This is a genomic window from Petralouisia muris (genome assembly GCF_004793545.1).
GTDB classification, from domain to species: Bacteria; Bacillota; Clostridia; order Lachnospirales; family Lachnospiraceae; genus Petralouisia; species Petralouisia muris.
Genome location: NZ_SRYA01000012.1, coordinates 1 through 21,793 on the forward strand (window position 1 = coordinate 1; position 21,793 = coordinate 21,793).

At 40.4% G+C, this 21,793-nt stretch carries 22 protein-coding genes; all 22 read right to left on the reverse strand.

Features of this window, described 5'->3' with window-relative positions; translation table 11 throughout:
* Positions 1-485: 485 nt before the first annotated feature.
* The 22 genes from E5329_RS07375 to fliR all read right to left on the reverse strand — a co-directional run bounded on the left by E5329_RS07375 (position 486) and on the right by fliR (position 21,782).
* Positions 486-2,495 carry an ATP-binding protein gene (locus E5329_RS07375; protein WP_135988928.1) on the reverse strand — a complete coding sequence of 670 codons (2,010 nt, stop codon included), beginning with the start codon at positions 2,493-2,495 and terminating at the stop codon, positions 486-488.
* A 140-nt stretch (positions 2,496-2,635) separates the two neighbouring features.
* Positions 2,636-3,232: a GNAT family acetyltransferase gene (locus tag E5329_RS07380; protein WP_135988929.1), complete on the reverse strand. Its 597-nt coding sequence runs from the start codon at positions 3,230-3,232 to the stop codon at positions 2,636-2,638.
* Complete coding sequence (locus E5329_RS07385; RefSeq protein WP_135988930.1) at positions 3,225-3,413, reverse strand: hypothetical protein; 189 nt, start codon at positions 3,411-3,413, stop codon at positions 3,225-3,227. Before E5329_RS07385 ends, E5329_RS07380 begins: the two co-directional genes overlap by 8 nt.
* Before the next feature lie 215 nt (positions 3,414-3,628).
* Positions 3,629-4,564: a translation elongation factor Ts gene (tsf, locus tag E5329_RS07390; RefSeq protein WP_135988931.1), complete on the reverse strand. Its 936-nt coding sequence runs from the start codon at positions 4,562-4,564 to the stop codon at positions 3,629-3,631.
* Positions 4,565-4,778: 214 nt separating this feature from the next.
* Positions 4,779-5,498: a 30S ribosomal protein S2 gene (gene rpsB, locus E5329_RS07395; protein WP_135988932.1), complete on the reverse strand. Its 720-nt coding sequence runs from the start codon at positions 5,496-5,498 to the stop codon at positions 4,779-4,781.
* Positions 5,499-5,635: 137 nt separating this feature from the next.
* Positions 5,636-6,220: a hypothetical protein gene (locus E5329_RS07400; RefSeq protein WP_135988933.1), complete on the reverse strand. Its 585-nt coding sequence runs from the start codon at positions 6,218-6,220 to the stop codon at positions 5,636-5,638.
* 3 nt (positions 6,221-6,223) lie between these two features.
* Positions 6,224-6,931: a DUF6115 domain-containing protein gene (locus E5329_RS07405; RefSeq protein ID WP_135988934.1), complete on the reverse strand. Its 708-nt coding sequence runs from the start codon at positions 6,929-6,931 to the stop codon at positions 6,224-6,226.
* A 12-nt stretch (positions 6,932-6,943) separates the two neighbouring features.
* Entirely contained in the window at positions 6,944-7,258 is a 315-nt protein-coding gene (locus tag E5329_RS07410; protein WP_135988935.1) for a hypothetical protein, read from the reverse strand.
* Between the two features lie 14 nt (positions 7,259-7,272).
* Positions 7,273-8,874 carry a DUF342 domain-containing protein gene (locus E5329_RS07415; RefSeq protein ID WP_135988936.1) on the reverse strand — a complete coding sequence of 534 codons (1,602 nt, stop codon included), beginning with the start codon at positions 8,872-8,874 and terminating at the stop codon, positions 7,273-7,275.
* A gap of 12 nt (positions 8,875-8,886) precedes the next feature.
* Entirely contained in the window at positions 8,887-9,651 is a 765-nt protein-coding gene (locus E5329_RS07420; protein ID WP_135988937.1) for a FliA/WhiG family RNA polymerase sigma factor, read from the reverse strand.
* 30 nt (positions 9,652-9,681) lie between these two features.
* Entirely contained in the window at positions 9,682-10,005 is a 324-nt protein-coding gene (locus E5329_RS07425) for a hypothetical protein (protein ID WP_135988938.1), read from the reverse strand.
* 12 nt (positions 10,006-10,017) lie between these two features.
* On the reverse strand, positions 10,018-10,500 hold the full coding sequence (locus E5329_RS07430) for a chemotaxis protein CheD (RefSeq protein WP_135988939.1): 483 nt from the start codon (positions 10,498-10,500) through the stop codon (positions 10,018-10,020).
* Between the two features lie 15 nt (positions 10,501-10,515).
* A complete protein-coding gene (locus tag E5329_RS07435; RefSeq protein ID WP_135988940.1) occupies positions 10,516-11,136 on the reverse strand; it encodes a chemotaxis protein CheC in 621 nt (206 codons plus the stop codon).
* Between the two features lie 75 nt (positions 11,137-11,211).
* Positions 11,212-11,676, reverse strand: a complete 465-nt coding sequence (locus E5329_RS07440; protein WP_135988941.1) for a chemotaxis protein CheW — start codon at positions 11,674-11,676, stop codon at positions 11,212-11,214.
* A gap of 11 nt (positions 11,677-11,687) precedes the next feature.
* The gene (locus E5329_RS07445) at positions 11,688-13,829 is read right to left on the reverse strand and encodes a chemotaxis protein CheA (protein WP_135988942.1); all 2,142 of its coding nucleotides are present in this window, start codon (positions 13,827-13,829) and stop codon (positions 11,688-11,690) included.
* 1 nt (position 13,830) lies between these two features.
* Positions 13,831-14,910, reverse strand: a complete 1,080-nt coding sequence (locus tag E5329_RS07450; RefSeq protein ID WP_135989039.1) for a protein-glutamate methylesterase/protein-glutamine glutaminase — start codon at positions 14,908-14,910, stop codon at positions 13,831-13,833.
* A gap of 4 nt (positions 14,911-14,914) precedes the next feature.
* Positions 14,915-15,643 (reverse strand): flagellar brake protein, encoded by a 729-nt coding sequence (locus tag E5329_RS07455; RefSeq protein ID WP_135988943.1) that lies wholly within the window; start codon positions 15,641-15,643, stop codon positions 14,915-14,917.
* A gap of 3 nt (positions 15,644-15,646) precedes the next feature.
* Positions 15,647-16,525, reverse strand: a complete 879-nt coding sequence (locus E5329_RS07460; RefSeq protein ID WP_135988944.1) for a MinD/ParA family protein — start codon at positions 16,523-16,525, stop codon at positions 15,647-15,649.
* Positions 16,526-16,527: 2 nt separating this feature from the next.
* Positions 16,528-17,799, reverse strand: coding sequence for a flagellar biosynthesis protein FlhF (gene flhF / locus E5329_RS07465; RefSeq protein WP_135988945.1), 1,272 nt, complete (start codon positions 17,797-17,799; stop codon positions 16,528-16,530).
* Positions 17,796-19,832: a flagellar biosynthesis protein FlhA gene (gene flhA, locus E5329_RS07470; protein WP_135988946.1), complete on the reverse strand. Its 2,037-nt coding sequence runs from the start codon at positions 19,830-19,832 to the stop codon at positions 17,796-17,798. The genes flhF and flhA overlap by 4 nt, the downstream gene beginning before the upstream one ends.
* A gap of 34 nt (positions 19,833-19,866) precedes the next feature.
* Positions 19,867-20,973 (reverse strand): flagellar biosynthesis protein FlhB, encoded by a 1,107-nt coding sequence (gene flhB / locus E5329_RS07475; RefSeq protein WP_135989040.1) that lies wholly within the window; start codon positions 20,971-20,973, stop codon positions 19,867-19,869.
* Positions 20,974-20,999: 26 nt separating this feature from the next.
* Positions 21,000-21,782 carry a flagellar biosynthetic protein FliR gene (fliR, locus tag E5329_RS07480; RefSeq protein WP_135988947.1) on the reverse strand — a complete coding sequence of 261 codons (783 nt, stop codon included), beginning with the start codon at positions 21,780-21,782 and terminating at the stop codon, positions 21,000-21,002.
* Between the last annotated feature and the right edge of the window lie 11 nt (positions 21,783-21,793).

Consider the following 21,793-nt stretch of genomic DNA (forward strand, 5'->3'; position numbering starts at 1 on the left):
TCTATCATACAGGTTTGCTCCAGTTTTGTATAGGTACCCACTATCTACCGTTTACGATTCCAATCAGCATTTTTTGTGCTAAGTAAGCTTATATAAATACCAAAACCCCTGTGAACAGCATTCCCACGCCACTCACAAGGGTTTCTTCATTCAAAATAACCAGGCAAACTTTGCCTTATGCATTCATCTGTTTTGCGAACTTTCCCTTTTTTATGTCCCGGACACACATCCCCGGAACTATGTATTTTACTGGCTTTGCAGTGATTTTTGACTGTTCTAAGACAGCGGCTTTTCAACCGTATCCCCCAAATTTTATTTTGGGGGAAAATTCGTTTTGCTTTCTAAAATTTCCGATTTCTCATTTTTCAAATTTGGGGGATAACCATTTTCCATTTGGGGGAATTTGGGGGTAAGGTTCTTCCCCCAACTCTTACTCAATTTAATTTCTAAGCAAATATTTAAGAGACATCAAAAATATTTTTTTATTAGTCCTCACTATACTGACCTCCAAACTCATCATAATATTTGTTAGGATCATTTAAATATTCAATAAGTTCTTCCAACACGATACAATAAAAAACTCTCTGATTAGAAGACATGCTATCAAACATTTCATGGGTAATACCATGATACGGTCGCCTATCTCTATAATCAGGCAGCAAATAAGATATTGTCTGAAATCTCTCTTTCCATCTTCCTTTTCCCATTGTCCACACTACAACTAAACCCAAATCCTTTGGATGCTTATCCTCATTGTCAAAATCCTGTATAAGTGCATCAAAACTAAATTTGTATTCAAGAAAACCAGGGGCTGTTTGTATCCCGGATTCAATAATGGCTTCTGGTTCCACTCCTAAAGGATTACTTATTTCATTAAAATAATGATTTTCCATTGGTTCTAAAACACGTATTCTAAAAACTCCATCATATTTCACAAATGTGCTTGCTGCCATTAACTCAATTGAACGTATCACGCCACCCGCCAGTAATTGATTAAATAGAACCACTACATCCTGTTCACTTATCGGAGTTGATGTCATAGAAATCTTTTTAGTAGGTAAAAAGAATACTTGATTTTTAATGAGTAAAGGATTCTCTTGCTCATGATTTTCTATTTCCCTTATATAATCATGTAGCTGTTTAGCATCGTTATCTCTACGATTATATTTTCCATCGGCAGATAGAAGCCGTTTCCAACCACTTAATCCCAAGCTTACAATCATAGTAGAAATTTTTTCTGACAGCACTTTTAATTCTGGCTGAAATCCTTTTCTTCCTAAATCTGGTTCAGCCCCTTCAAAATGCACTATAACTTGAGATTGTTTTTGATGCCCAATGCTTGAAGTTAATGGGATTTGCAATGCCGAACCTTGGATCATATGATCTGTAGCTAATTGTAACCCATAAGATACACAATTTGCTCCTTTCCTAGCTTTAATAAATTTTTCATTAATATCTGACCATCTGTCCACTGAATTACAAAAAAATCCATATGCCATAATATTATAATCCTCTAACATTTGAATTTCGTCAGAAGACAACGTTTTTGACCGTTCTGCCAATTTTATTATATCATTTGTTTGAAAAAATCTATAAAGACCTAGTTTTTTATTAAATCTCTGAGGAATATTTGTCCCATCTCTTCCTTTTTCTATTTCTGCTTTTTGCCATGCAATAACATCTTCAATATTAATAGATGTATGTTTCATAAACATATGTGGATAAAAAAATTCTGCATGATTATTCTCTATTCTCGTTGTCTTTCCTCTTATATCTTTTACACATAAATCATAAAATACTTTTGAATCACTTCCGTCTATAGTCAAATGTCCTAAAGGTGTATTCGTTAATAACACATAATTCCAGCTCTCTGCCGTATTAACTCCTATCCAGGCTAAATCCTTGATTTTATTTCCGTTTTCATCTTTAAAAAATAATTTAAAAGACGTTCCTTGATCAAATGGAAATGCTTTATCTTCACCATCCTTACACTCAACAAATGGCATATCTACATCTCCTGTTTTGTCATCTATCCACTTCTTGGCATTATTTATTTCAGCATACTGCTTAAAAAATGGCGTTTTAGTATACATCTGCATTTTACAAAAACCATATGCTAAATATGTTGTTCCTACACCTTTATTTCCTCTTGTGTGACCATCTGTCTTATAAGAAATATTTGGAGACAAAAAAGCGCGGAACTGTTCTTTTTCAAATCCTATTCCATTATCTGCTACATAAATACTGTTTTCTGATAAGTCTATATATATTTTTAGTTTTTTTCTATATTCGTTCTTTACAATATGTGCCATTCTATCTGTCGCATCCATTGCATTCTGTAGCAATTCACAAAAAGGATCATAATACCCAACATATGATTTCAAAATATTTCGTATTTGTTGTTTAGTACTACTTATAGCAAGTTTTCTATAATTTTCTTCTGCATTCATACTTATTATTTCCAAAGGATTCCATTTCTCCAAATAATTTTCCATATTCGTTCTCCTATTATTATGATGTATTTTTAAAAAATAATTCTCTTTAGGCAATTTCAGTATCTAATAATCAATAAAGAGTTGTTTATAATCTTTCTTTTTCCTATTCTACATATTATCAAAACCTAATATTACATTCTTCAAAAAAATCGAAGTAATTGCAAATACCTTTTTTGATCTACATCTGATTCCCTCTCTCCAAATATTTTAAAGCGGTTACAACCATTTTGATAAAAATCAAGAACTTTTACCACATTTTCACAATCCAAATACACAACACCTCCACCAACACAATACTGAACATGCTTCAACAACTCAAATGTTAAATCCATCAATTCATTTCCAGTAATCGAATATTTTTTCGGTACGGCATTGTTCTTTCCGAACTGTGCAATAAGGAATGCAGAAATATTGTATTTATTGGTATCCTTGTCCAAAGCCGCATATCTCAACAGCTTTTTACGAGTTGTATTACTAATATTAGAATTCGTAATTTCGATGGCCTTATGAGATAACGTATAAATCCCCACAAGAATGTTTTTATCCTCATTCGTTCTCTTCATAACAAGATATGTAATGGAAAGTTTCCTTTGTGCAAAATCAATGGATTTATTTCGTACAAAATCCTCCACTTCCCTATTTAAAGGACACGAAAAATCGGAGAGAAGCTTTGATAATTTCTCCTCTCCGATTGCTTTAAGCATGTCCTGGATATTTACTGCTATACAATCATTCATTCTCTCTATTCTCCATTCCCATGAACTTTCGTATTTCTCCTATATTAGTAACTAATGGAATAATAGGTTTGGAAGGTATCCTTTCTGGTTCATGCGCTGAAATATCTAATGCTTCTACAAAATCTTCCACCTTTTTAGGATCTGTAATCTTTATATTAGTAAGTATACTTGATGTTGCCATATCAACACCTCCTCACGAATTGAATTCTATCATTATCTCTTTTTACTTATTATATGCAAAAAATATGTAAATTGCAATATTTTTTGTAGACAGACTCTATACCCATCTTTCCAATTGCTATTATAGAAAATACATAAAACCCCTGCAAATGGCACATTCATGCCACCTACAAGGGTTCTCATTCCTATCTCTATTCGCCTTATTTCGACAAATTTCTACGCATTCATCTGTGCCGCAACCTCTGCCGCAAAATCTTCCTGCTTCTTCTCCAAGCCTTCACCAGTCTCAAAACGTACAAACCGCTTAACAGAAACTGTTGCTCCAGCTTCTTTTGAAACAGCTTCCAGATATTTTCCTACAGTTTGTTTTCCATCTTCTGCCTTTACATATACCTGATCAACCAGACAGATTTCTTTCAGCTCTTTGTTAACGCGTCCCTCAATCATACCATTGATAACCTTCTCTGGTTTCTGGGATTCTTTCGGATCATTCATAATCTGAGCCAAAAGGATTTCCTTCTCATGAGCGATATATTCTTCGCTGATCTCATCTCTGGATACATATTTAGGAGAAAGAGCTGCAATCTGCATTGCCAGATTAGTTAATGCTTCTTTCACAGTGTCATTTACTACAGAAGTTTCCGCTTCTACGATCACGCCGATTCTTCCGCCGCCATGGATATAAGAAACCACGCATCCATTTTCTGCTGTAACTTTCTCAAATCTGCGGATATTTAAATTCTCTCCAATTACTGCAATCTTTTCTACCAAAGCATCTTTCACAGTCTTGCTGGAATCTTCATTCCAAACTTCTGCCATAAATGCATCCAAATCTGAAGCGTTAGAATTTACTGCCTGAGTTGCAACTGCTTCCACAAAAGCTTTAAAAGTATCATTCTTTGCAACAAAGTCTGTCTCAGAATTCACTTCCACTACGGCTGCTGTCTTATCATCCTTCACCACAACGGTACAAAGACCTTCCGCTGCAATTCTTCCTGCCTTCTTTTCAGCCTTTGCCTGTCCATTTTTTCTTAAAAATTCTACAGCCGCGTCCATATCGCCATTTGTCTCATTCAAAGCCTTCTTGCAGTCCATCATGCCTGCACCGGTCATTTCTCTTAACTCTTTTACCATTGCTGCTGTAATAGCCATTTTTAATCCCTCCATCTGTCATTGTTCCAAAGCATTACCATAAACTCAGGTTCTTACAGAACACTGTACGGCTCGTTACCTTAGAACATATCATTTATCCATAATTGAGGACAGGCAATACTGTCTGTCCTCGCATTGAACGCAATTATTCTCCCAAACGTGAAACATAATTGTTGAATACTACAAATTCTATCATTATTTACGCCGCTTCTGCCTATTCTTCCACTGTCTCTTCCGCTTCTTCCTCAATAGTTCCTTGATTTGCTTCTACGACAGCGTCTGCCATCTTAGAAACAATCAACTTAACGGCTCTGATAGCATCATCATTCCCCGGAATTACATAATCCAACTCTTCCGGATCACAGTTTGTATCACAAATACCAATCAACGGAATTCCCAATGTATGAGCCTCCTGTACACAGATTCTCTCTTTCTTTGGATCTACAATGAAAATTGCATCCGGAATCCGCTTCATATCTTTAATTCCGCCAAGATTCTTCTCCAGCTTCTCCCATTCTTTCTTCAGTGCAATAACTTCTTTCTTGGGAAGAACATCAAAAGTTCCGTCTTCCGCCATTGTCTCAATAGCCTTCAATCTTGCAATACGGCTCTGAATCGTTTTAAAGTTTGTCAGCATACCGCCCAGCCATCTCTCATTCACATAGAACATACCGCAACGTTCTGCTTCTGCCTTAATTGCATCCTGTGCCTGTTTCTTTGTGCCTACGAAAAGAATGGTGCCGCCTTCTGCTGTAATATCAGCCACTGCTTTGTAAGCTTCATCTACTTTGCCAACTGATTTCTGTAAATCAATGATATAGATACCATTTCTCTCTGTGTAGATGTAAGGAGCCATCTTAGGGTTCCATCTTCTTGTCTGATGTCCGAAATGAACACCGGCTTCTAATAACTGTTTCATTGAAATAACGCCCATTTTTTTACCTCCATTGGTTAGATTCTTCCATATGCTTCTTCTCCCAAAGCCACCGACAGGGCACCGGCTTCAAGATCCACATATGTGATTTATATTATCTTGGCAATTATATCACAGGAAAAATTTACTTGCAAGTCCTATTGCGGTTTTTCCTGTAAAATTGCAATAATTTCATCGGCAGTAGCATCGGCAGGGATTAAATGGACCCCGATTCGCAAGGAATCATCCACGCCTTTCTGGGTCATGTAATTATTGAACTCTTCTGCGTCAGGCACCAATCCCGCCTCATAAAGCTTCCGGCTTACCACATCGGAAAATTCTCCTTCTTTGATTTCCAATTCTATCGTTTCCCGATTCCCGGAAGCAGTCTGTTCATCTGAATTTGCAGAATCTGCATTTTGGATGTTGTTACTGTCCCCGGAATCCGGATTCCCGGCTTCTGTCCCATCACTTTTGGTATCTATTGATTTATTACTGTTCGGCTGCTCTTCTCCGGAATCTTGATTTTCAGACGTTTTTCCATCTTCTATCTCCTTCTGCTCCGGAGTCTGTTCCCCACTGTCCGATTCTTCCTCCATCACCATTCCCAAAAGCCTGGCCCGTTCTATGATTTCTGCATCTGTCAATGTTTCCTTTTTATTTCCGGACAAAGCAATTCCCATAATGATAGCAGTACATATGATACCAACTCCTAATCCCCGCAAATAATATTTCAGCTTCATAGATTATAATTCTTCCTCTCTGAATAATCCGATTACGAGTTTTACCTCACCTACGCCAAGTCCCAATTCTTTTGCAATTTCCACAGCGTCTTTTCCATTCCGGTACATGTCCAGTATCATCTGGTTATGGTTGGATTTTTCTGCTGCCTGCTCTTCTGTAAAAAATTCAGCTTCCGGCATCTGAAGCTCTTCCGGCAGAACCGGTTCCGGCCTGCGGGGCGCCTCAGCCATTTCCTGGCTTCTGCTTAAAATCTCATCTGAATGATCTACCGTATTTTGAATCTGCTCCTGCAATTCTTCTAAATGAATGGCAAGCTGTGCAAGATTTCCAGCATATTTTGTAAGTTCAGAATGCTTATCGTTCAGCATACTGTAGAGAAACATAACTTCATTATGAGTTTTATGAATAGATTCCAACACGGTATCAGAATATTCTGTGATTGCCCGCATTTTTTCATTGGTCTCTTTATCTAATGCCCTCTCTACCACTTCCATGGATTTCTCAATGGAATGATCAATGACCTGATCCACCATATTGTCTACCTTTATCTGGGCGTCGTTCAAGCTTCGTTCCAGAATACGCTGCATTTCCTCCGTACTCAGTTCGGCAACCTTATCCAAATCCTGATTAGAAAGCTTCTCTGCAATGAAAAAACTTGCTACCATCATTACGACGCCGATTATCAATAAAACAATTTCTATTGCTGTCATACTTGTACCTACCTATATTTTTATATCAAAACCGCCTGAGGTTTTAACGCTTACCTTTCCATTATTTTTTTCACCCGCCTTCTTCTTTTTCTTCCGGCGATCTTCATACTCGTTGCTGCCTTTTTCACGGGCATCAAATTTTTTCTCCGGATTATCAGAATCATTGGCGTGATTGACCTGCTTCATATGATGCATAGTGTCTTTTGCAAATTGTGTCTGCACATTCTGCTGCTGCAGCATGGCTTTATTATCCTCGTTCTGTTTCAAAGTGCTGACATCCTGGCTTCTCTGAACCACTCCGCTGAATTCCACTGGCCTGATTGACATGTTTCACCCTCCTTTTACAACGTGCGGATCACTATTTCTCCCTGCTCCTTCACAAATTTTGAAAATGTCCGTTCGCTTTTGATGTTCATGCTTACCTCAGAAATATTCACCGTTACGCCAGGATAAATGCTGCCTTTTACTTTTATTTTGGCATTATGGGACATTTGAATCTGCTCATGAATCTCTTTTAGTTCTTTTCTCTGGTTATTCAGTAACTGCTGTTTTTCTTTAAAAGAACGGGCAACAGTCTGAACCTGCTGAATCCGATCAGCGCTTAAAGGTTCCTTTTTCTGCATTTTCTCATTAAAATTGACAAGAATAGGACGCAGCTGTTCCAGTTCTTTGCTGATCTGAATAATACTTTTCTGCAGTTCTCCGTAATGCTCCTTTACCATAGGATCTACCCCTACTTCCAATCGGGTGAGGGTTCCCATGGTGGATCCTATGGTCTGTGCTTCTATCAGGCTGCCGGCGCGGATCACACCGCCGTTTACAAAGCCTTTTCTGCCGCTGACACGTATATCATTTGCAGCCGATACCTGACTGTGTAAAATAGAATCCGTCTCAATATAGCCCCCAGAAATTACGGTGGCATTTTCTATAAATTTAGTAATAATATTGTCTTTTGCCTGTACTCTGCCCTTTCCCATGCCATGAATGCCGCGCTTTACAATAATCTGGCCTCCTGCAGAGAGAAATGCAGCTTCTACTACGCCTTCTATGACAATATCTCCCTTGGCGGTTACAGAAAATCCGCTCTTTATATTACCTTTAATGGTAACATTTCCGTCATAGACAATATTTCCAGTTGAAGTGTCCACATCTGCCGGCACCTCAAACACATCCTCCACAAATACTTTGCCGTTTACCAGGCTGGCATGGCCGGTAACGCCGGAATAAATCTCAGTCATGTCCTCGGAAAGCGTAATATTATTTCCAAACTCCAATTTCAGTGTTTTGGCCTGTCTTCCCTGAATTTCACCGCCGAAAACATCCTTTCCTGGCTTTCCTGGAACTTCCTTGTGAAGCTTTGCAAGAACCTGCCCTTTTTCTACCCGGCTGATGGTATTCAGCTCATAATAATTTACTGTACCGTCTTCGTTCTTTTTAGGCTTTAGATTGTGGTTTGTATTAAAAAAATATTCAATTTTGGCGTCTTTTCCATTAATTGGCGGAATACCCTTTGCCATAATATAATTTGTACAGTAATGGCGCTCCTGAAGAAACTTCTGAATTTCATCCTGCTTGAGCCCTACAGTAACCTTACGGAAGGACAATTCTTCGACAATTTCCTCTGCTGTTAACAGCTTTCCCTTGTTGGAAGGTGGATAGAAACGACAGAAAACCAACATTTTATCAATGGAAATATTCACTTCCATCTGTTCGTTTTCATAACTCCCGTTCCATGTGCCCACGTAGACTTCCGGAATGCCTTCTGTTGCAGTTAAGGCATGATTCAAGTCCTTTACATCATACATGCCATAACCTTTTGCGTCCAGATAAGCTACTACTTCCTTGTACTCCGGCGGTGTGCCACCCTCTTTGGGCGGATATACCTGAAGGAATACTCCCACATCTCTTATATCTAATTTGAAATACCCATTTTTGCTCTCCATAGCATCAACCACCTAATCCGTTAATATATTCATGTAGGGTCCCATCGTTTTTTTCATCTTCATTAGAGCTTTCGTATGAAGCTGTGATATCCGGGATTCCGACACCTCCAGTACGTTGCTGATTTCTTTTAATGTTAAATCCTCGTAGTAATACAGAGTGATTACTTTTCGTTCCTTTTCTGTAAGAACCTCAAGAGACTGCTCCAGTACTTTCTTCAGTTCTTCTTCTGCAATGGCGTCTTCCGGCTGAATAAAATGGGAGTTTCCTCTGGCGTCCATAGTAGGTTCCATTCCCTGTTCCACATATTCATTCAACGAAACCACATTTGTGATTTTTAGCTGGTTCTGCCAGTTCAGCAGCTCTTCATTGCTCACTTCCAATTCATTGGCTATCTCTTCGTCTAAGGCTGCCCTTCCAGTTCGTGTTTCTATTTTTTTAATTGCTTCGTCAATTTTCTTCTGTTTCTGACGCACTGTTCTAGGAATCCAATCCATTTTCCGTATCTGATCCAAAATGGAACCTCTGATTCTAAGGCTGGCATATGTTTCAAACTTTACATCCTTATTTACATCAAATTTATCGATAGCGTCAATTAGGCCAAAGATCCCATATCCAACCAGATCATCATATTCTACATTATATCCAAGATACATGCTCAGACGCCCCGCTACAATTCTGACAAGCGATGCATATTCTACAATAATTTGTTCTCTTAATTCTGTTGTAGGTCTTTTTAAAAAATCTACCCACAATCGTTCTCTCTCTGCTGCGTTCATCCAAAGCCCCCAAGACTAACAGGAACTGCCCTATTGGCCGCCTGTATTATTTTTTTCTTCTTTTGCGGAGTCATCCTGGTTTTGCGGAGTTTCTGCCTGGTCTGCCTGATCTGCTTCTTCAGCATTCTCTCCTTCTTCCCCCTCCGCTGCCTCTTCCGTGGCTTCTTCTGGTTCTTCCTTGAAATTTTTATCCAACAACAGTTTCGCAACACATCCTAAGATATAAAAGGATATTAAAACGATGACCCATATTTTTACAAACTGCTTCGTATCCATTCTCGTGATAAAACCTATAATGCAGATTGCGAGTCCTCCAATCAGCGTAATAATTATTGGCACCTGTTTTGTTTTCATATCCTGTCACCTTTAAATAGATTTGATTGTTTTGCCCACTGCTTTAATACGAAATTCCCCGGTTGCCGTATACAATTCTACGGTACGTCCGTAATTCAATCCAGTATCCTCAGCTAAAAGGGGAATTCCAAGCTGCTTTAATTTTCTCCGGGAAGCCTGTGCATTGCGCTCTCCTACATTACCAATGGTAGAAAGCCCGCTGACTTCAAACATTTTCGCTCCTCCGGCAATCTTTGCAACGAGCCGTCTTTTATTGGCCCCTGCTGCCACTACTCGTCTAACTAATTCTTCAATTCCTGTATCTGCAAACTTGGCAATATTTGAATTATTCCGCATCTGTGTGCTGTCTGGAAGCATGATATGTGCCAATCCTCCGATTTTGAGAACCGGATCGTAAACGGCAATTCCGATACAAGATCCAAGCCCCAAGGTTGTAATCATATCATCACCTTTACAAATATTCAAATCTGCCATTCCAACTTTAATTGTAGCCATAACTCCTTGCTCCTCTTATAGTGCAATCCCCAGTGAAGTTAAAATCTTATCATAGGAATCTACATCCGGCATTAATATAAAGAATCCCTGTATTTTCACATCGTCCCCAAATTCTGTCTGTATCAAAAGTGCGTTATCTCCATATTGACCAAACTGAATCGCCGGCACGCTTAAAATAGCCGCTGCCATATCAATGGCAAGGTATGGTACAGATGCAGTGATTACCATGTTTGTCATAGTTGACAATGCCGACAAATAGGAACCGGAAATAATGTTTCCAATCTCCCGAATTGCAGACAGATCCATCTCATTAAATTCTTCTGTATAATCATCCGGCCTTCCCATCAAGTGATTTACCAGATAATGAGCAGAATCCATTTTCAGCAAAAACATCATGCTTCCGCTGATGTCGCTTTCCACCTCCAAAAAAATTCCCACAATTGTTTCTTCCTCTGCTGAAATCGCAGTGGGCAGTTCCTGAAAAGTTAAAAATTCTATCTTAGGCACTTCCATATTTACTTTCAAGTTCAGCATATTAGAAATCGCAGTGGTAGCATTTCCTGCACCGATATTTCCAATCTCCTTCAGCACATCAAAATACATTTCATTAACCTGATCCAAACTAAACTTCGCCATGGCTCTTATCTCCTTAATTACGAACAGGCTGCTGCTCAAACTCCTATTTTGCTGCAACAGCCTTTTCAAATCTAACTACACAGTTTCTGTTTCATCAATGATACTATTGGTATCAAACAGAGAAATCAGTTCTTCTCCGTGTTTACCAACTCCATTAATAAAGTTACTTTTGCTGTTCTTAGCGTCGTAAGCCACTTTATCAATTTCATCCGGGCCAAGGGTTACCACTTCTTTCACCTCATCTACAATGAGACCAAGAACTCCATGTTCTTCCAGCTTCAGGATAATGATTCTGGTAACGTCCGTGAATACGTCCGGTTCCAGATCCATCTTGGTGCGAATACTCATCACCGGTACAATTTCCCCGCGCAGATTGATGATTCCTTTAAAATAAGGCTGTACTTTCGGCACTCTGGTAATTTTCTGCATACGGACAATATTATCCACATAACTGATGTCAATTCCATATTGTTCACTGCCGATTTTCACTACGATAAACTGCTTTTTGCCATCTTCTACCACAGATATATTGTTAGCCATAGTAACACCCCCTAAAATAATGTATTAACATCCAGGATTAACGCCACTTCACCGTCACCCAGTACAGTTGCACCGCTGATAATCTTGGTACTGTTGTTAATGTATTTGCCCAGGGACTTGATAACAATTTCCTGTTGGCCATTCAATTCATCTACAATAAGTCCGGCAAACTTATCACCCTTGCGGACAATAATAACTGTAAGGCTTTCTTTTTCTTCTTCTTCTGGTTCGCAATCCAGAAGCTGATCCAGGCGGATCAGCGGAATTACCATACCGCGGATATGTATTACTTCTTTTGCCTGAACAAACTTAATCTCGTCTGCCATGATTTCTTCTATCGTTTCAATAGAACCGAGGGAAATTGCATATTTCTCACCCCGTACTTCCACCATCAAAGCCTGAATAATAGCCAGTGTCAGCGGAAGGCGAACCGTAAATTTGGAACCTTCTCCCAGAATGCTTTTCACTTCCACATCTCCACCTAAAGCTTCAATATTGGATTTGACAACATCCAGTCCTACTCCGCGGCCAGATACATCCGAAATCTGCTTTGCCATGGAAAAGCTTGGCATAAACAGAAAATCAATAATTTCTTTCTGACTCAAAGCGGCTCCCTGTTCCGGCGTAATTAATCCTCGCTCAATGGCTTTATTTTTAACATTTTCTGTATCAATTCCATTACCGTCGTCACTTACTTCAATAATAACGTTATTTCCTTCCTGGAAAGCGTTCAGGTGAATAGACCCCGTTTCTGGTTTGCCTCGCTTTTTACGCAATTCTGCATTCTCAAGACCATGATCAGCAGAATTACGGAGCAAATGCTGCAAAGGATCGCCAATCTGATCCACAACGGTACGATCCAGTTCAGTATCTTCACCAGTCATGTGCAGCTCCATCTTTTTATCCAGCTTCTTTGACAAATCACGGATCATCCGGGGGAATTTCTGCACAACGCTTTCAATGGGCACCATTCGGACTTTCATTACAGACTCGTGAAGCCCTGTGGTGATTCGTTCCAGATATTCAATCTGCTCATGGAATGCCTGGGAATTGGAACCATTAACGCCTCCATCCGAAGTAGAGCCAATGGATACCAAAGAATTTTTCGCTATAATCAGCTCGCTGACCTGATTCATCAATGCATCCAGCTTCTCAATATCCACACGGACCGTCCTGTTTGTTACCGGCTTGCCCGTATTCTGCTTCTTCCCATTCTGGGGCTGAGCCTGCGCCTTAGCTGGGGTTGCCGGGGCCTGTACAGCGTTTGCAGTCTCTTTCTTCCGTTCCTGCTCTGCTGCTTTGGCTGCTGCTGCCGCCTCTTCTTCTTTCTTAGCTGCTGCCGCAGTCAGTTCTTTGTACTCAACCTGTTCTCCCACTGCTTCTTCAATCTCAGAAACAGCTTTGGAAACTTCTATAATCTTATCCAACTCTGATTCACTGGCAAAATAAAAGCTGAAATCAAAACCGAATTTCTCATCTTCAATATCCTGAGAGGTTGGATTATATACAATAATATTTCCGTAATCTTCCACTGCTTTAAAAACAAGAAACGCTCTCGCTGCCTTCAACAGACAGTCTTCCTGGATGTATACTGTCATGCCATACAGCTTCATGCCTTTTTCTTCCGATACCCGGAGTTCTTCTTTTTCCTTCTCTGAAAATTCTATATCAAGATATTTCTTCTGAAATCTGTCTCCGCCAGAATTATTCGCAGGCTCCTCCTTCACTGCCGGTTTTTCTTCCTTCTTAGGTTCAGGTGCATTTCCGGTTCCCGCTGCCAGAATATCGTTCAGTTCCTGAATAATTGCCTCGTTGTCATCTGTCCCTTCTTCTGAACTTTCTTTTACATTTTCCAGATATGCATCTATGGCGTCCAGACACTGAAACAGCACATCCACCAGACCGCTGGTAACACTCATGTTACCGCTGCGGACTTCCTGAAAAACATTCTCCATATCATGGGTCAAACGCTGCATGCGTTTGAATCCCATGGTTCCTGCCATTCCCTTCAGAGAATGGGCTGCACGGAAAATCTCGTTGATAGTATCCATATTCTCCGGATCTTTCTCCAGACTCATGATACAATCCGAAAGGTTCTGCAGATGTCCATTTGTTTCATCAATAAAAATCTCAAGGTATTGGCTTACATCCATACTACTGTACCCCCACATTCTTTATTATCGTTTGTGCAACTTCTGTTAAGGGAACCACCTCATCTACAGCGCCCGCCTCGGCAATTGCCTTCGGCATTCCATAAACCACGCAGGACTGGGCGTCCTGTGCGATTACATAGATTTTCTTTTTCTGTTTCAGGGAAAGAATTCCTCCTGTCCCGTCCGCCCCCATTCCGGTAAGCACTACGCATACAATCTCGTCATACCCGCTGTTTCGCAGAGATTCATAAGTCACATTAGCACAGGGACGCAGTCCGCCGATAGCCGGCGCATCGTTTAAATGAACCACATGCCTTCCATCTGGCTTCTTCAAAATCTCCATATGCTTCCCGCCGGGAGCAATATAGACGCATCCTTTTCCCAAAACTTCACCGTCCTCGGCTTCTTTGACTGCAATCTTGCTGACTTCATTCAAACGATCCGCCATGGATTTTGTAAATCCTACCGGCATATGCTGAACCAGCACCATAGGAGCATCCATATTCTCCGGCAGATATGGAATTACACTCTGCAATGCCTTGGGTCCTCCGGTAGAACATGCAAGGGCTACCAGCCTGTTAGCGCCTTTTACCATTGTTCTTTTCGGCGCCTGAACAAACTTTGCCGCAGCGGGCTTCTCTGCTGCTTTTGCGGTTGATGTAAGGATATTCTTTGCATTGTCAGATCTGACAACGGCCTTTAACACGCGCAACAGGCTCCCCTTGAAATCTTCTCCCTTTGCTTCAATAATATTACAGGGCTTTGTGACAAAATCAACCGCTCCCAGCTCCATGGCTCGGATTGTAATATCCGCATCCTTCACGGTCAGGGTGCTAACCATAATAATGGTAGCTTTAATCTTTTCCTGCTGTAATTTTTCCAGTAATTCCAGACCATCCATCCGAGGCATATTCACATCCAGAACTACACCATCATAGCTGGTTGTTTTCAGTCTTTCATACGCCTCCAGGCCATCTTTGCAAACATCTGTTGCCTGAAATGTACTATCTGTATTGATTATATCACATATAAGTCTTCTCATAAGTGCAGAGTCATCAACCACTAAAATATTTTTTTTCATCATATCACCCTTTTTGTCTGCTTCTGCGTTCTTGTTCAAAAATATATTTTATAATCAGCTCTCGTTTCTTTTCATCTTTCATCAAGAAATTTACCCGATATTCATATTTCTCGTTCTCCATTTTCTGGCAAATTACAATCTTTCCTACGATTTCCAGAAGATAATCCATGCTCTCATTTGCCAGACGGATGGACATCAGCAAATAACCGCCTTCTTTTCCTGGCTGCTGGGCCACAAATCGTATTCCGCCTCCGCTGATATCTACTGCAATGGCCTCCCTGCTCAGATCCGCCGGATATGTTAACCTATGATGTTCTTTCAAATCTGTGATATCTTCAATTTCGGCTTCCTCATCTGTAATTGCCATATATTCTATATCCATGATACACTCAAACCGATAGAATTCGCGTCTCTGAAATTTTTCTAATGGGCTCTTGAGTTCCATTAGCATCAGATAGACATTTTCCTTCAGGTAGCGGTTTTTAATCTGAGCAATACAGCGATACATTCCTCCTCTGGTATAAAACAGAGCCTCAAGCCTGACGCCGTTGGGGGGAGCGTCTATTTTTCCTTTTACAATTGGAAGCAGCAATTCCATGGAACCGTCTTCCTGTACATTTTCTACAATACTGCGATAAGCTGGCGGATATTCCCCCAGCCTTCTTCCCTTTTCTACCTGCTGTAGAATCCGGATTTCAACTTTGTCTCCCGTTTTGATAACATTGGATTTCATACATTAACCTCTCTTATAAATAAAGCGGGAAAGCAGCTGCATAATTCCTTTTTTTGCATATAAGGGAACCGTATTCCCATCCAACAAATTTCCAGTCAATACTTCAAAAGCCCTGCTGGACTTTGCTTCCGGATAGAGAATGCTTACCGGCTGCTGCTGACGTACCGCCTTTTCCATTGCTGCATCCTGGGGAATCATTCCAAGATACTCCAAATTTCCTTTTAAAAACTGTCCTACTACGGCATTTAGCTTCTCATAGATCCCCATGCCTTCTTCTTCTGTAACCACCCGGTTGGAGATCACCTTAATCTTTGTCTGCGCCTGACGAAATTCAGGATTTCGATGCAATGCTTTCAGCAAAGAATACGCATCAGTCAAAGAACTGGGTTCCGAAGTAGCCAACAGAAGGATTTCTGGACTGGCCATTACAAATTCCAACACATGATCTGAAATTCCGGCTCCGGTATCTATCAAAATAATATCTGCAAGCCCATCCAGTTCCGATAAATTGTGCACCAGAAATTTTAATTTTTCTTTGGACAAATTATTAACGCCCGTAATTCCCGAGCCTCCGGATATAAATCCGATATCCATAGGTCCCGGGGTAATGATTTCCTGTATGGTCTTTCCTCGGTAAATTAAATCACTTAAATTATATTTAGGAATTGCGCCAAACATGATTTCCACATTTGCAAGCCCTAAATCTGCATCAAAAATAATGACTTTTTTTCCAAGCCTCTGCATGTGAACCGCCAGATTTACCACTACATTTGATTTGCCCACACCGCCTTTTCCACTTGTTACGGTAAAAATGCGCGCTTTCGATGTGGACCACTGCTGATTTTTCTTTACAATATTTCTTAACTGTTCTGCCTGGTCCATACTTACTTTCCTCCAAGCAGATGTTTTACAATCCTCTGCGTATTAAAAATCTCAATATCCTCCGGAACATTCTGTCCATAAGTTGAATAAGACAAATCCGCTCCGGTATACAGCTTCATATTCAGGATATTTCCATAACAACTGGTTTCGTCCAGTTTTGTAAATATAAGCTTAAACTGGAAATTCTTCTTATATATATCTGCAATATCAATCAGATCCCGATATTTGGTAGTTGCACTCAGAACAAGATATACTTCCTTCTGATATTCTCCCGGTATCCTGTCAATTAATTCTTTTGTTTCATTTCGCTGCTCTTCGTTTTTGTGGGAAAACCCCGCAGTATCAATCAGAACCAAATCATACTCCTCAGATTTCTTGATTTCTTCATTTAATTCCTCGGAAGAATATACAATATTCAAAGGAGTGTCCATGATATTTGCATAGGTTCTAAGCTGCTCTGCTGCCGCAATACGATAAGTGTCTGCGGTAAAGAGCGCTACCTTCTTTCCCTTCTCCATTTTGAACCGTGACGCAATTTTGGCAATTGTGGTGGTTTTTCCTACTCCCGTAGGGCCGATAAAAAATACTACTTTCGGCTTGCGTTCTGACAATTCAACCGGCTGAGGCTGTCCAAATTTTAAAATCATTTTCTGATAAATGCTGGACAGAATCAGGTCTACACTGGCGCCTCCTTTCATCACTTTTTCCACTTCATCCATAATCTGGTTGACATACTTTTCATCTACTTCATTATCCAGTAAAATACTGTAAATCATCTTAATAAATTTAAAGTTCTCATCCACAGGAGCCTCCTTCGGCAGTTCTTCCGGCTGCTGAGGCGACAGCTTCTCCTCTAACAGCGACTGCAGGCTTTCTAATTTCTCTTCCAGATTATTCTCTGCTGCACTTTCTTTTTTCTTCTCTTCTGTATTCGGCACTGCCGTCTGCACTCCCATAGAAGATGCCCATGTATTTTCCACAGTAGCAAACATCTCCTTTACTGGTTCCGGCTTAGGAATCGCAATAGGCTCATCTGCCGCTATATTGATATTTCCCGGCGCTGGCGGCAGCGGTGCAGGCGCTTTGGCCGCTGACTGCTGTTCCATTTCCTCAATGGCCGCAGTTACCTCAAAGATAGAGGTTTTAAAAGTTCGCAAAAAACCTTTAGGCTTTACTTCCTTTACATTCATAATCACTGTCTGGGGGCCGAATTCCTCTTTTGCCTTTGCAGTGGCTTCTTCTTCTGTTCTTCCCTGAAATTTCTTTATCGTCATGAAAGGCTCACCATCCCTACTGATTGTAATTCTACGTTGGACTCAACCTCGTTATAAGAAACAACAATTAAATCCCTGAAATAGTCTTCTGTCAATTTCTTAAAATACATACGCACAATCGGCGATGTTATAATAATTGCATTCTTGCCAAGATTCTCCAACTTGCCAATCTCTGTTTCCAACGACGCCATAATCCCTTTGGTTTTTTCCGGGTCTAAGGTCAAATAAGCTCCCTGCTCCGTCTGTTTTACAGAACCCATAATCTCCTGTTCCAACTTAGGATCTAAAGTAATGACACTGGTAACCTCATTTGCTGGAAAATATTTGCTGGAAATTGCGCGTTTTAAACTCTGTCTCGCATACTCCGTCAATACATCCGTATCCCGGGTAGTGGCTGCATGATCCGCCATGGTTTCAAAAATCGTAAGCAAATCCCGGATAGATATTCCTTCCCGCAGCAAATTCTGAAGCACCTTCTGTATCTCTCCAATTCCCAAAAGCTTTGGAATCAGCTCTTCCACAAGAGTAGGATTGGTTTCTTTGATATTATTCACAAGATTCTGTACATCCTGACGAGACAGCAATTCGTCAATATGCATACGAATTACCTCTGTCAAATGGGTTGCAATAATGGAAGGCGGATCTACAACAGTATAGCCCAGACTTTCCGCCCGCTCTCTCTGACTCTCTGTGATCCAAAGAGCCGGCAGATGGAAAGAAGGTTCAAAGGTTGGAATTCCGGAAATCTCTTCTTCCACAAATCCTGGATTCATTGCCATATAATGGTCAAATAAAATTTCTCCTTCTGTTACCTGAATCCCTTTGATCTTAATAATATACTGATTGGGATTCAGCTGTATGTTATCCCGGAGACGAATGATCGGCACAACTGTACCAAGCTCCAATGCAATCTGTCTTCGAATCATAACCACACGATCTAAAAGGTCACCGCCCTGATTTACATCTGCAAGGGGAATAATACCATAGCCAAATTCCAATTCTATCGGATCTACCTGAAGCAGGGAAACCACATTCTCCGGCCTTCGTATTTCTTCTGCCTGCTCCTCTGCCATATCCACTTCTTCTTCAATGGCTTCGATGCCAAGGCTGGTGTCCATACTTCTGCCTGCAATCAAAAATGCTATTCCCAGTGGAATGAATAATCTCCAGTCCAAGGGTGTGGCAAGACCCAGAAAAATTAAGACCGCACCTACAATATACAATACTTTTGGGATTCCAAACAGCTGCCGAATCAACAAATCGCTGAAATCTGCTTCTTTGGACGCTTTTGTTACCAGAATACCGGTTGCCAGTGAAATCAGCAGAGAAGGAATCTGGCTAACAAGTCCGTCACCGATGGTAAGGATTCCATATTGATTCAGGGCGTCGCCAATATCCAGTCCCTGCCTGGTCATTCCCATGGAAATTCCGCCCACCAGGTTAATCAGAGTAACAACAATGCCTACGGTGGCATCTCCCTTTACATATTTGGTGGCGCCGTCCATAGAGCCAAAAAAGCTGGACTCCTGCTGAATCTTATCACGCCGTTCCCTTGCCTGTTTCTCATTAATGGTTCCTGTGTTCAAATCTGCATCAATCGCCATCTGCTTACCTGGCATAGCATCCAGGGTAAACCTTGCAGTTACCTCAGATACACGCTCAGAACCTTTATTGATTACGATTAACTGAATCAAAATCATAACCACGAAAATAATAGCGCCGATAATCAAATCATTTCCACCTACGAATTGTCCGAAGGTACGCACAACATTTCCCGGATCTCCTGTATTTAAAATTAAACGTGTGGATGAAACGTTCAAAGAAATACGGAAAATAGTAGTGAACAAAAGCAATGTTGGGAAAAAAGACATATCCAGCACTTCTTTTACAAATAAGGCATTCATCAATATCACCAGCGCAACGGATATGTTAAATGCCAGCATGATATCCAATAGAATAGAAGGAATTGGAACAATAAAAAATATAATCGCTGCCAATATATACAGCGCAATTCCCATATCTGCCTTCTTCATGCTGATTTCTCCTTTCGTTGTTTACTCCTGCAATTTATCTATTCTCTCTCAGACTGTAGACAAAAGCAAGCACTTCCGCCACTGCCTGATACAATTCTGGCGGCACTTCTTCCCCAACATCCACGTTGGCGTAAAGCATTCGCGCCAGAGGCTTATTTTCTACGATTTCTATTTGATGTTCTTTTGCCGCTTCCCGTATCTTCATGGCAAGGTAATCTTCTCCCTTTGCCACTACAACAGGGGCAGAATACTGACTTGCGTCATATTTGATAGCCACTGCATAATGGGTAGGGTTGGTAATTACCACATCTGCACTGGGAAGACTCTGCATCATGCGCCGCTGAGAGGCTTCTCTCATCCTGGAACGCTGACGTCCCTTAATCTCGGGATTTCCTTCCGTATTCTTATATTCATCTTTCACTTCCTGCTTGGTCATCTTCATGTCTTCCTTAAACTTATGCTTCTGGTAAAACCAGTCTGCAATTCCCACAATCAAGTAGACCAGGCTGATTTGCAGTCCGGCATTAATCACAATAGAACCTACCAGCAAAACTACCTGCAGCAAAGGAATGTCATATAACAAAAACAATTCATCCTGATGATCTCTGATTGCCGTATAGGCCACATAGATAATCAAACTTATTTTAGCAATAGATTTTAACAATTCAAACAGGGAATCCTTGGAAAAGATTCTCTTAAAGCCGCTTAGGGGATTCAATTTGCTAAACTTAGGCTTCATGGGCTTGGCAGTCACCTTCCACCCAACCTGAACAATATTCGTAAGCAGTGCAACCGAATACCCAATCAGAAATACCGGAAGCAAAATCTTTACAACTGTACCCAGCGTATGATTAATCACCGTCGTAGCCAGTTTTACCGACATGCCTCCGATGCTTTCATCTATAATATCCGGAATCTTATGATATAATACCGGAAAGCTGTGAAACAAACTTTCTCCAATATAGGAAATAAATATTTTCAAAGTCACAAACAATGCAATCAGGCTTAAGGCGCTGTTTAATTCCTGGCTTTTCGCTACCTGCCCCTCATTCCTGGCATCCTGCAGTTTCTTAGATGTAGCGGGCTCTGTCTTCTCTCCGCCATTCCCTTCTTTGGCAAACCACTGCAGATTATATTCCATAAAAAAACATGATTTTTCTTTCAATTTCAATACATTCCTTCAATGATGGAAACAATCATTCTCTTCATTTCCGTAAAAATAATATTCGAAATGTTCGGAAGCAGCACAATGGTTAAAAACATAACGGAAAATCCTATTAAAATTTTAAGCTGCATACCCACCGCAAACATATTCATCTGTGGAGCCACCTTTGCCATAATTCCCAGAATGCAGTTCAATATCATACTGGTTGCAAAAATAGGAAGAACAATGCGAAAACCAATCACCATCAAATCTGTCACATACATCGTCATAGTTCCCATAAGGTGATTCCAGTCAAAAACAGCTCCATTAATGGGAATAATCTGGTAAGTGTCAATAAATGCCCGTAAAATATAATGATGCATATCGGTTACAATCAGAAGCAGCATAATAAAATAATTATACAGGGTCCCGGTAAGTCCTGACTGGGAATTGGTGGTAGGATCATAAATATTTGCCATGGCAAGCCCTATTTCCATATCAATGACTTTGCCTGAAAACACAATAATGGAATTACAAATATTTGCCGCAAATCCAATGAGCAGACCTGTAATTCCTTCTTTCAGAACGATGATGGCAAACTCAATTACTCCAGAATATTCCAAAACTTCTTTTGGCAGTATTACCTGATACAAAATCAGCGCAAGAAAAGCTGAAAGTCCGATTTTCACTCGACCTGGGGTATTATTCATTCCAAAAAAGGGAGCAATAAAGACAAATGATGCAACCCTTACCAATATCATCAAAAAATATTCAAATGTATTTAATGTAAACTCATAGTTTATCATACTGTCTCAAC

What these genes read in the sequence shown, in the direction of transcription:
- E5329_RS07375 (WP_135988928.1), bottom strand. Translation starts at nt 2,495, where the DNA reads ATGGAAAATTATTTGGAGAAATGGAATCCTTTGGAAATAATAAGTATG.
- E5329_RS07380 (WP_135988929.1), bottom strand. Translation starts at nt 3,232, where the DNA reads ATGAATGATTGTATAGCAGTAAATATCCAGGACATGCTTAAAGCAATC.
- E5329_RS07385 (WP_135988930.1), bottom strand. Translation starts at nt 3,413, where the DNA reads ATGGCAACATCAAGTATACTTACTAATATAAAGATTACAGATCCTAAA.
- tsf (WP_135988931.1), bottom strand. Translation starts at nt 4,564, where the DNA reads ATGGCTATTACAGCAGCAATGGTAAAAGAGTTAAGAGAAATGACCGGT.
- rpsB (WP_135988932.1), bottom strand. Translation starts at nt 5,498, where the DNA reads ATGGGCGTTATTTCAATGAAACAGTTATTAGAAGCCGGTGTTCATTTC.
- E5329_RS07400 (WP_135988933.1), bottom strand. Translation starts at nt 6,220, where the DNA reads ATGAAGCTGAAATATTATTTGCGGGGATTAGGAGTTGGTATCATATGT.
- E5329_RS07405 (WP_135988934.1), bottom strand. Translation starts at nt 6,931, where the DNA reads ATGACAGCAATAGAAATTGTTTTATTGATAATCGGCGTCGTAATGATG.
- E5329_RS07410 (WP_135988935.1), bottom strand. Translation starts at nt 7,258, where the DNA reads ATGTCAATCAGGCCAGTGGAATTCAGCGGAGTGGTTCAGAGAAGCCAG.
- E5329_RS07415 (WP_135988936.1), bottom strand. Translation starts at nt 8,874, where the DNA reads ATGGAGAGCAAAAATGGGTATTTCAAATTAGATATAAGAGATGTGGGA.
- E5329_RS07420 (WP_135988937.1), bottom strand. Translation starts at nt 9,651, where the DNA reads ATGAACGCAGCAGAGAGAGAACGATTGTGGGTAGATTTTTTAAAAAGA.
- E5329_RS07425 (WP_135988938.1), bottom strand. Translation starts at nt 10,005, where the DNA reads ATGAAAACAAAACAGGTGCCAATAATTATTACGCTGATTGGAGGACTC.
- E5329_RS07430 (WP_135988939.1), bottom strand. Translation starts at nt 10,500, where the DNA reads ATGGCTACAATTAAAGTTGGAATGGCAGATTTGAATATTTGTAAAGGT.
- E5329_RS07435 (WP_135988940.1), bottom strand. Translation starts at nt 11,136, where the DNA reads ATGGCGAAGTTTAGTTTGGATCAGGTTAATGAAATGTATTTTGATGTG.
- E5329_RS07440 (WP_135988941.1), bottom strand. Translation starts at nt 11,676, where the DNA reads ATGGCTAACAATATATCTGTGGTAGAAGATGGCAAAAAGCAGTTTATC.
- E5329_RS07445 (WP_135988942.1), bottom strand. Translation starts at nt 13,829, where the DNA reads ATGGATGTAAGCCAATACCTTGAGATTTTTATTGATGAAACAAATGGA.
- E5329_RS07450 (WP_135989039.1), bottom strand. Translation starts at nt 14,910, where the DNA reads ATGAAAAAAAATATTTTAGTGGTTGATGACTCTGCACTTATGAGAAGA.
- E5329_RS07455 (WP_135988943.1), bottom strand. Translation starts at nt 15,643, where the DNA reads ATGAAATCCAATGTTATCAAAACGGGAGACAAAGTTGAAATCCGGATT.
- E5329_RS07460 (WP_135988944.1), bottom strand. Translation starts at nt 16,525, where the DNA reads ATGGACCAGGCAGAACAGTTAAGAAATATTGTAAAGAAAAATCAGCAG.
- flhF (WP_135988945.1), bottom strand. Translation starts at nt 17,799, where the DNA reads ATGACGATAAAGAAATTTCAGGGAAGAACAGAAGAAGAAGCCACTGCA.
- flhA (WP_135988946.1), bottom strand. Translation starts at nt 19,832, where the DNA reads ATGAAGAAGGCAGATATGGGAATTGCGCTGTATATATTGGCAGCGATT.
- flhB (WP_135989040.1), bottom strand. Translation starts at nt 20,973, where the DNA reads ATGGAATATAATCTGCAGTGGTTTGCCAAAGAAGGGAATGGCGGAGAG.
- fliR (WP_135988947.1), bottom strand. Translation starts at nt 21,782, where the DNA reads ATGATAAACTATGAGTTTACATTAAATACATTTGAATATTTTTTGATG.